The sequence below is a fragment of the uncultured Veillonella sp. genome (assembly GCF_900545205.1).
Taxonomy (GTDB): domain Bacteria; phylum Bacillota; class Negativicutes; order Veillonellales; family Veillonellaceae; genus Veillonella.
Genome location: NZ_UQYC01000064.1, coordinates 1 through 9,590 on the forward strand (window position 1 = coordinate 1; position 9,590 = coordinate 9,590).

The following is a 9,590-nucleotide window of genomic DNA, read 5'->3' on the forward strand; positions in this document are numbered from 1 at the left end:
GGATAACAAGATGATGCCTGTGAGCAGTAAATGACTGCTTCGGGTGGCTCTGGTTACCCTAAACATTTGCGTGGTGCTAACATCCCATTAGGAGCTAGAATCATTGCTGTTGCAGATTATTATGATACAACAGTTAATCCTTCTACAGAATTTTGGGCAAAAACAAAAGCTAAAGCAAAAGAAGAACTCTTTAGTGCATCCGGCTCTCTCTTTGATCCAGATGTAGTAAAAGCATTTATCGATGTGCTAGGCTAATATAATGATTAAGCGTTCACCATTCGGTGAACGCTTTTATATATAATTAAAAACTACCGCTAGCTAGTGTCAGAGCATCGAGTCTACTAGGATTATATGACCTAAGAACCTTTGCTACGGCTTCGATTGTTGCTCCTGTAGTATAAATGTCATCTACAATTAAAATACGCTTTGTGGAAAAATCAGTGTCTTTATACTCTGCGTTGATTACAAAAGCATTATCTATATTTTGATGTCGTTCTTTATGTGTTAAGGACCACATATCACTAGAAGTTTCAAACTTATATATACAATCTAGCCATACAAAATATCGTTTATCTATGTTCTCTAACGAGTATGCCCAATTCTTAAAAAATAAATCAACCTGATTATAGCCTCTCTTTTTCTTCTTAGTCTCACTTGAAGGTACGGGAACTATATAATCATATACAGTTTTACAATTGCCATTTAGAATATTAAACTCATCATATTTCATGTAAAAGTTGTACGATGCTAAAAAAGGAGCAGCCCCCTTGGACTGCTCCTTTTTTTCATTAAATTTTACATCGTAAATCATAGACTTTAGACCACCACAATAGTCTGCTAGCACACATACATCATCTACATAATGTAAAAATTTATGTGGTACATGACGAATATGTAATAGATCTTTAAAACAAGTTTCACACCAATCCCCTTGTGTTGCTACAGAGGCACCACAATGAGGACATACAGGTGGAAATAGGAAATCCCAAAGACTCATTACGAATCACATCTCCCTTGTAGTCTTTCTTTAAACAATGTATATCGTTCATCTGCATTTACAGTACGTACAGCACGTTCTATAGCGCTTGTAGTACCCACAATGATAACCTTCCGTTTTGCTCTTGTAACAGCTGTATACAACAAATTACGCTGCAACATACCACCATAACGTGGTACAAATGGAATGATAACTACACCATACTCGCTACCTTGACTCTTATGAACTGTAATCGCATAAGCAGGCATAATCATATGAGCTTCATCAATAGGTAGACGAACATCTTTATGGATAAATCGGATACAAATATCGCTTCGTGTAATGGCGTAAATGACACCAATTTCACCATTAAAGACCTCTAACTCATAGTCGTTAAGAATTTGAATAACCTTATCGCCAACACGGTAGGTAATACCATTTACACGAGCTTCCCCTTTTAAGCTATCCGGTGGATTAACAGCTTGCTGTACATATTGAGAAATTAATGTACTACCTGCTTCACCACGGCGCATAGGAGAAATAATTTGAATATCTAATTCATCGTCTACATGCTCTTGTTCTCGTTTATACACATCAATGATAGCTTTCATCATCATGTCATAAGACTTAACAGGAATAAAAGAAAACTCTTCACTTACGCTATCCAAATTCGGCATTTCACCACGGTTAATAGCATAGGCGCTTTCAACAATAATATTACCAGAGCTTTGACGATAAATCTGGTTGAGCCGTGTGTAAGGAACACAATCACTATCGAGTAAGTCTTTTAATACAAAACCAGCACCAATAGGCGGTAATTGATCTACGTCGCCAACGATAATGACATGGGCTTCTTTAGGAATAGCTGCCATTAAGGAATAGAATAAACGAACATTGAGCATAGATGCTTCATCAATGATAATAACATCAATATCTAATGGATCATCCTCATTCTTAGTAAAATCATAGGAATCACTACCTTGAACAGGTACTAATAATCTATGAATCGTAGTCGCTTCAAACTCCGTCGCCTCTGTAAGTCGTTTTGCAGCACGTCCTGTAGGAGCGCTAAGAATAATACGTCCTAGTCCACTAAGTTGGAAGCCTTTTACTAAAGCCTTAATAATCGTCGTCTTACCAGTACCAGGGCCACCAGTTATAAGGGAAAACTTTTCAAAGAAGGATAGCTGTATAGCCTCTTTTTGGGCATCCCCAAATGTAATATGATTATCAGCTTCAAACTTTTCTATAAAACTAGGAATATCTAGAGAAATTGGATCAGCCTCTAATAAGAAATCTTTTGTATAATGAACGCTCTCTACTTCAGACACATACATTTCTGGAGGATAAATATATAGGATATCTTCATAATACGTACTATATAAAGCACCTTGCTCCAAGAGACTTTCAATAAAATTAGCAATATCATCTACATCAGTTTGTAATAAATCATCTAAACGACCGATAAGTTGATCTACAGGCAAACATGTATGCCCTTGATTATCCAAACTGCGCAAAATCCATTCTAAGCCCGCTTCTAAACGGCGTGTATCACTACCTGTAATACCCAAGTGTTCTGCTAGCGTATCAGCGGTGCCAAAAAGCATATCTGGAGCCACACGTAACAAGGTATAAGGATTATCCTCGATAACAGCAATAGACTGAACACCATAATAGGTGTATACGATACGACTCCATTTAGAAGAAATATGATGGCTTTCAAAAAAGTGATTTAAATCAGATAAAATACCTTCACCAAGTAAGGTATTAAATAATTCGTCCTTAACACTTTTACGAAGTCCAGGAACATCCTTAATTTCTTCGGGACGTTCCTCCCGTAAAACTTCTAAAATACGGATACCAAAATACTCAAGAACCTTTTCTACGGACTTTTCACCAAAACCTTTAATACCTAAATTCAATAAGTAGGTCTTAGCAGCCCCCATGTTATCAGGTTTAAGTTTTTCTACACTAGTAGCATCAAATTGACGACCGTATTTTTCATGTTCTACATAACGGCCTCGAACTTCAATATCTTCTCCTTCTTTAGGAGATTCAAACTTACCAGTACAAGTAATGTATTCCTCATTATAATCCTTAAGGACAAACACGCAATACGTACGTTGTGTATTCTCATATATAGTTCGGTATACAAATCCTCGTATGGCGTCCATTATTTCTCCGTATTAGGCAAAGCTTCAATAATTTCTTGTACCGCATCGGTAATGCTACCTTCATTACCAATTTTGATATGTGCCACTTCTTCGTATAAAGGGTATCGTTCTTCATATACATTGAAGATATATTCAATACTTTCTTTTACAAGTGGACGAATTTCAAGATCCAAATCATCTAAGATATGATTCACATCACGATTAACAAATACAACAAGGCCATTATTGCGCATTAGCTTAACTGTTTTATCATAAGTAACAGTACCACCACCGGTAGCAATAACAGATGGTTTATTATGAATTAATTCCTTAATCGTGTTATATTCATATTCACTAAAAGCATCTTTACCGTCATAAATAAAGATTTTTTGAACAGATTTCCCAACCTTATCTTGAATCGTTTGATCTAGATCGTAAAAATCTCGGCCTAATTCTTTAGCTAGCATTTTGCCAACTGTTGTCTTACCAGCGCCTGGCATGCCAATGAGGAAAATATGCTTATGCATATGCTCTTTTAAAAACTCATTGCTCATAGACACAACAGTTTTTATATAATTTTCAATATAAGGTGCCAATGTTTTATCTTTGCAGTTTTCAGTATGCAACGCAATAATACTTTCATCACGTTCTTCATCAATGAGTGGTAAATGATGTTCATCTTTATATTTACCAATCTCTTTAATCAATGTAAGACGTTTTTCAAACTCTGTAACAAGTACGGAGTCAATACTATCTATTTGTTTGCGAGCTTCTTTAATATCCATGAGAACCCCCTTATTATGCTTTAGCTAAAACAGCTAAAGCCTGTTCTTCATCTACCTTCATTTGATCAATAAGATCTTGTAAGTTATTAAATTTTACTTCCCCTCTAAGATAGGAAATAAATTGTACAATTACTTCTTTTCCATATATATCTTGGTCAAAGTTAAATACATGTACTTCGCATCTATGGTACTGATTCTTAAATGTAGGATTATCCCCAATATTACCTACCCCATCATACCAAGTACCATCGATACACACGCGATTAGCGTATACACCATCTGGAGGTGTAGCCATTTCATTAGGAAGCAACAAATTCAATGTTGGGAACCCTAATGTGCGTCCTCGTTGATCACCTTTAATTACAGTCCCTTTAAATTGGAATGGTCTTCCAAGCCAATGAGTAGCATCTTCTAAACGCCCTTCGCGAATGGCCTTTCTAATCTCCGTACTTGAAATAGGAGTACTAAGTCCATCACAAGGCAATAAGGGCTGCACTAAAACTTGTATATTTTTATCCGCTAATACTTGTTTCATATAATCTGGATTACCAAGACCTTTAGCACCAAATGTAAAGTTTTCTCCAATTACAATAGCAGCTACATTCATATCTGTACAAAGAGCGCCCAAAAAATCGTCAGCACTCATTTTTAGTAACTCTTCAGTCATAGGCAACCGTAAAATATAGTCTACATTCAAATCTTCAAGAACGGAATCCATAATCTCTTCTTGAATGACCCGTTTAGGCACTCGCTCTGGATGTAGTATAGTTAGTGGATGATGTTCAAAGGTAATGATTATACTAACACCATTAACTGCCATTGCCTCATCAACGGCCTTGCGTATAACTCGTTGATGACCTCGATGAATACCATCAAAGGTACCTAGGGCATATACTTTTGTATCTTTGATTTGACGCAGTTCATCAAACGAATGTATTTGCTTCATACTTATCCTTCAATAAAAATATTTTTTTCCACCTTCAAAGAGTGGTTAGTTCGTTTCATAATCCCTATAAATCCATGAGGACCATAGGCTCTATAATAATGTTCTGGTTCAGTATAAGAAAATTCGTTACCAATAGGCAATTCCTTACCTTGCACCATCATCTTTAATTGTACACTATTTACCATCACTTTTGAAAGATGAGAAACGGCTGTATCCGTTGGTAACAATAGGCTTTCACCATGAAGCATCAACTCTTCAGCCATTTTAGCAGAATCAATATCAAATGGTCCTACTTGAGTACGTGCCAAGGATGTCATGGTTCCTGGTATACCTAATGAAACACAGATATCACGCAATAATGAACGAATATAAGTACCTCCAGAACAAGTTACACGAACTGTAAAATAAGGAAAACCATACGCTATCAGCTCAATATGTTTAATATGAATTTGACGTAATGGTAATTCTACAGGAATCCCTTTACGAGCATATTCATAAGCACGTATACCATTTATCTTTATAGCAGAATATTTTGATGGCCTCTGGTTTTGTGCACCAATAAAGGTATTTAGTGTATTAACTAATTCATCAAAAGTAGGTTTAAGCATAGCATCGGAAAGTTCTGAACTTTGAATGTATTCATTCAATAGAACGCCGTCTCGCAATACCATATCTTTATCAGGTAATACCGGTTGACCAGAACTATCTTCAGTATCGGTAAAAGTACCAAATTTACATTCTGCTACATAGGTTTTATCAAACCCCTCTGTATACTCAATAAGACGCGTAGCCTTACCAAGAAAAACGGGCAACACGCCATAGGCCATAGGATCTAAAGTACCACTATGACCAATGCGCTTTTCTTTTAAAATGCGACGACAAATAGCAACAGCATCATGGCTTGTTATACCAGGAGGTTTTAAAAATGGTAAAATGCCATCCATTATTTAATCACCTCAATGAGAGCCTGTTTCGCTTCTTGTAATGGTAGATTAATCGTACAACCGGAAGCTCGAATATGACCGCCACCGCCAAAATTGCTAGCAATAGCATTCACGTCGGTACCTTTAGATCGTAAACTTACCCGTGTTCTGTCATCAGCTTCAGCTTTCAATAAAATAGCTATATCAACAGTATCTACATTTCTAATAATATCCACAAAGCCATCTGTATCATCGCCGAGAATGTTCATAGCCTCGCGATTCAACTCGATGGTAGCTACTGTATTATTCTTGTAGAACTCAATAGTTTGCATAACTTGTTTTGTTAATTCCAGACGACTTGCAGACACAGCCTCAATCGTTTCAGAAATAACATTAGGTCTAGCACCGGCTGCTACACATTTAGCAGCCATTTCTAACGTATTGGCAGTTGTATTGCTAAATTTAAAGAAACCACAGTCAGTAGCAATAGCCATATATAAAGCAGTACCCATAGACTCGGTGATAGGCCAATTCCATTTTGTACATAAATCGGTAACGATTTCACCAGTAGCAGCAAAGTCAGGCTTCAAATATAGATGATCAGCAAATTCCGTATTAGAAATATGGTGGTCTATATTAAAAATAGGTGCACTCCATAGTGCACCTACTTTGCCAATTCGCTCATACGTGCTAGCATCCAATACCATTAGCATATCAATATCAACAGGGTTTGTTTCAAAATACGCTACATCATGGATGTGGTCCGTATATCGTAAGAATGAGTACTTCTCAGGAACTACATCATCCACTACCATATATACAGTTTTACCTTGCCCTACAAGGGCTTCGTAAAAGGCCACCATGGACCCGATAGCATCGCCATCAGGTCTGACATGGACGGTTAGCATAATAGAATTAGCTTCACACAGAGCCATATGTAATTGATTAATAGTAATCTTACTCATGTTCTGTATCCTTTGTGTTAATTTTTTTCTTCGTCCTTTTTGATTTCATTCAAAAGGGATTCAATATGCATGCTATAGTCTAAAGACGTATCCTTATCGAATGTGATAGAAGGAATATGGCGCAATTTAAGTACTTTGCCAAGCTCAGTACGAATATGACCTGCTGCATGCTTTAAAGCGATAAGTGTATCTTCTTTTTCCTTATCGGAACCAAACAAGGAGACATAAATCGTAGCTTCACGCAAATCACCTGTTACATGAACATCAGTAATAGTAGTGAAGCCGATGCGTGGATCTTTCAATCCGCGCATCAACATTTGACTTACCTCTTGTTTGATAAATTCTTGTAATTTTCTGACACGAACGTCACTCATATAAACCTCCTAAATTTGAGGTGCAATTTCTTCCATCAAGTACGCTTCGATTACGTCGCCTTCCTTGATGTCGCGGTAACCTTCTAAGGAAATACCACATTCGAAGGATGTTTTAACTTCTTTCACTTCGTCTTTGAATCGACGTAAAGAGTCAACCTTACCTTCAAATACGACAATACCATCACGGATCAAACGAACTTCAGAGTCGTTAGTAATACGACCTTCTGTTACATAAGAACCGGCAACGATAGCTTTAGGTGTAGAGATGACTTGGCGCACCTCTGCACGACCAACGACAACCTCTTTGAATTGAGGAGCCAACATACCACGCATCGCGGACTCAACGTCATTGATAGCATCATAAATTACGCGATATGTACGAAGGTCAACTTTTTCATTTTCCGCAGCGCGGCGAACATTAGCATCTGGACGTACGTTGAAGCCCATTACGATTGCATTAGATGCAGAAGCCAACATGATATCGGATTCATTAATAGCACCTACTGCAGCATGAACGATTACGATACGTACTTCAGGATTTTTAATACCTTCTAAGGATTGACGCAATGCTTCTACAGAACCTTGAACGTCAGCTTTAATGATGATGTTAAGGTCTTTTAACTCACCTTGTTGAATTTGGTTGAAGATATCATCCAATGTAACCTTGTGAGTTGCTTGCAATTCTTGAACACGTTGTTTGGCAATACGTTTTTCAGCAATTGCACGTGCTTCGTTGTCATCCATACCATTGATGATTTCACCCGCTTGAGGAACTTCAGAGAAGCCCAAGATTTCTACTGGCATAGAAGGACGAGCTACTTTAACTTTTTCACCGCGTTCATTTGTCATAGCACGTACTTTACCGTATGCTGTACCAGCAAGTACAGTATCACCTACACGGAGGGAGCCTTTTTGTACTAGTACTGTACATACAGCACCACGACCTTTATCAAGTTGAGCCTCGATAACTACGCCGTATGCTTTACGGTTAGGATTAGCTTTCAATTCCATAACTTCTGCTACAAGCAAGATATTTTCGAGCAAATCGTCGATACCTTGTTTTTGTTTAGCAGATACTGGAACCATGATTACATCGCCGCCCCATTCTTCTGGTAAAAGTCCATGTTCAGCCAATTGTTGTTTAACATGGTCTGGGTTAGCACCTGGTTTATCCATTTTGTTGATAGCAACAATAATTGGTACATCAGCAGATTTAGCATGGTTTATGGCTTCAATAGTTTGAGGCATTACACCATCATCAGCAGCTACAACAAGAACTGCGATATCTGTAGATTTAGCACCGCGAAGACGCATAGCTGTAAACGCTTCATGGCCAGGAGTATCAAGGAATGTAATTTTATTGTCGTTATAACGAACTTGGTAAGCACCGATATGTTGAGTAATACCACCTGCTTCGCCAGCTGTTACATTAGTTTGACGAATTACGTCCAACAAGGATGTTTTACCATGGTCAACGTGACCCATGATAGTAACAACTGGAGGACGAGGTTTTAATGTTTCTGGTGCATCTTCAATCTCGATGATATCAGTAGGATCTTCTTCAGGTTCTACTTCTGTTACAGTTACACCAAATTCTTCAGCTACGATTGTAGCAGTATCAACGTCAACCTCTTGGTTAATGCTAGCCATAACACCTAAGAGCATCAACTTTTTGATAATTTCAGATACTTCGCGGCCCATTTTTTCGGCTAATTCTTTAACTGTTAAAGGACCGGATAATTCGATTTCCGTAGCAATCGCTGCTTCAGCCTTACGTTCAGCTTCAGCTTTTTGTTGTAAGTACTGTTCATTACGATGTTTTACGCGATTCTTTTTCTTTTGCATAGATGTAGATAACAAGGATTGAGGACGGTTGTTACCACCTTTTTTATTTTTCTTGTTACGACGATCATTGTTATTAGAATTGCGGTTATCATTGTTTCGATTGTCGTTATTGCGATTATCATTATTACGCGCATCATTAGGACGACCATTGTTATTGCGGTTGTCATTATTGCGGTTATTATTGTTAGGGCGGTTGTTAGCGCGGTCACCAGATTGTTGGTTACCTTCGGATTTACGTGTAGGTTCAGAGATTTGTACATGACGTACATTGCCCTTTTTATGGTCATTTTGTTTAGATTGATCGTCTTGTTTTTGACCACCTTGTTTACGATTATCCTTTTTCTGTTCGTTAGAACGATTTGGATGTTGTTGTTTATGTGGCGCAGCTTCTTGTTTATGAGCTGCAGTTGGAGCAGATTTTTGTTCTACTTTTTGTTCTGTTTTTTGTGCTACTTTAGATGCTTCAGATTTCTTACTCAATTGTTTTTTTACAATTTCATAACCGGAATCATCTACAGAATTAACTGCTTTCGTAACATTTACATTATGTTGTTGCAAGATAGAAATGACCTGCTTACTTTCTACGCCGAACTCTTTGGCGATTTCATGGACGCGCTTTTTGG

The 9,590-nt window shown here is 37.6% G+C and carries 8 protein-coding genes and 1 pseudogene; 1 reads left to right on the forward strand and 8 read right to left on the reverse strand.

The features are described 5' to 3' along the window. Positions 1-45: 45 nt before the first annotated feature. Positions 46-255: pseudogene (locus QZR70_RS07165) on the forward strand (HD domain-containing phosphohydrolase); the annotation flags it as partial. A 46-nt stretch (positions 256-301) separates the two neighbouring features. On the opposite strand, the gene QZR70_RS07170 reads toward QZR70_RS07165, so the two are convergent. The 8 genes from QZR70_RS07170 to infB form a co-directional block, all read right to left on the reverse strand. Continuing rightward, complete coding sequence (locus QZR70_RS07170; RefSeq protein ID WP_295794126.1) at positions 302-997, reverse strand: ComF family protein; 696 nt, start codon at positions 995-997, stop codon at positions 302-304. Beyond that, positions 997-3,150, reverse strand: coding sequence for an ATP-dependent RecD-like DNA helicase (locus QZR70_RS07175; RefSeq protein WP_295794128.1), 2,154 nt, complete (start codon positions 3,148-3,150; stop codon positions 997-999). The genes QZR70_RS07170 and QZR70_RS07175 overlap by 1 nt, the downstream gene beginning before the upstream one ends. Further along, positions 3,150-3,914, reverse strand: coding sequence for a shikimate kinase (locus tag QZR70_RS07180; RefSeq protein ID WP_005386853.1), 765 nt, complete (start codon positions 3,912-3,914; stop codon positions 3,150-3,152). Before QZR70_RS07180 ends, QZR70_RS07175 begins: the two co-directional genes overlap by 1 nt. A 13-nt stretch (positions 3,915-3,927) precedes the next feature. Further along, complete coding sequence (locus tag QZR70_RS07185; RefSeq protein ID WP_295794130.1) at positions 3,928-4,860, reverse strand: bifunctional riboflavin kinase/FAD synthetase; 933 nt, start codon at positions 4,858-4,860, stop codon at positions 3,928-3,930. Between the two features lie 2 nt (positions 4,861-4,862). Beyond that, on the reverse strand, positions 4,863-5,804 hold the full coding sequence (locus tag QZR70_RS07190) for a tRNA pseudouridine(55) synthase TruB (RefSeq protein ID WP_295794131.1): 942 nt from the start codon (positions 5,802-5,804) through the stop codon (positions 4,863-4,865). Beyond that, entirely contained in the window at positions 5,804-6,748 is a 945-nt protein-coding gene (locus QZR70_RS07195) for a bifunctional oligoribonuclease/PAP phosphatase NrnA (protein ID WP_295794134.1), read from the reverse strand. Before QZR70_RS07195 ends, QZR70_RS07190 begins: the two co-directional genes overlap by 1 nt. Before the next feature lie 17 nt (positions 6,749-6,765). Beyond that, the gene (rbfA, locus tag QZR70_RS07200) at positions 6,766-7,122 is read right to left on the reverse strand and encodes a 30S ribosome-binding factor RbfA (RefSeq protein WP_005386857.1); all 357 of its coding nucleotides are present in this window, start codon (positions 7,120-7,122) and stop codon (positions 6,766-6,768) included. Positions 7,123-7,131: 9 nt separating this feature from the next. Beyond that, positions 7,132-9,590 (reverse strand): translation initiation factor IF-2 (infB, locus tag QZR70_RS07205; RefSeq protein WP_295794136.1); only part of this gene is annotated, 2,459 nt, incomplete at its 5' end.

Coding starts and splice junctions, on each gene's coding strand:
- QZR70_RS07180 (WP_005386853.1), bottom strand. CDS start 3,914: ATGGATATTAAAGAAGCTCGCAAACAAATAGATAGTATTGACTCCGTA.
- QZR70_RS07195 (WP_295794134.1), bottom strand. CDS start 6,748: ATGAGTAAGATTACTATTAATCAATTACATATGGCTCTGTGTGAAGCT.
- QZR70_RS07170 (WP_295794126.1), bottom strand. CDS start 997: ATGAGTCTTTGGGATTTCCTATTTCCACCTGTATGTCCTCATTGTGGT.
- QZR70_RS07185 (WP_295794130.1), bottom strand. CDS start 4,860: ATGAAGCAAATACATTCGTTTGATGAACTGCGTCAAATCAAAGATACA.
- QZR70_RS07175 (WP_295794128.1), bottom strand. CDS start 3,150: ATGGACGCCATACGAGGATTTGTATACCGAACTATATATGAGAATACA.
- rbfA (WP_005386857.1), bottom strand. CDS start 7,122: ATGAGTGACGTTCGTGTCAGAAAATTACAAGAATTTATCAAACAAGAG.
- QZR70_RS07190 (WP_295794131.1), bottom strand. CDS start 5,804: ATGGATGGCATTTTACCATTTTTAAAACCTCCTGGTATAACAAGCCAT.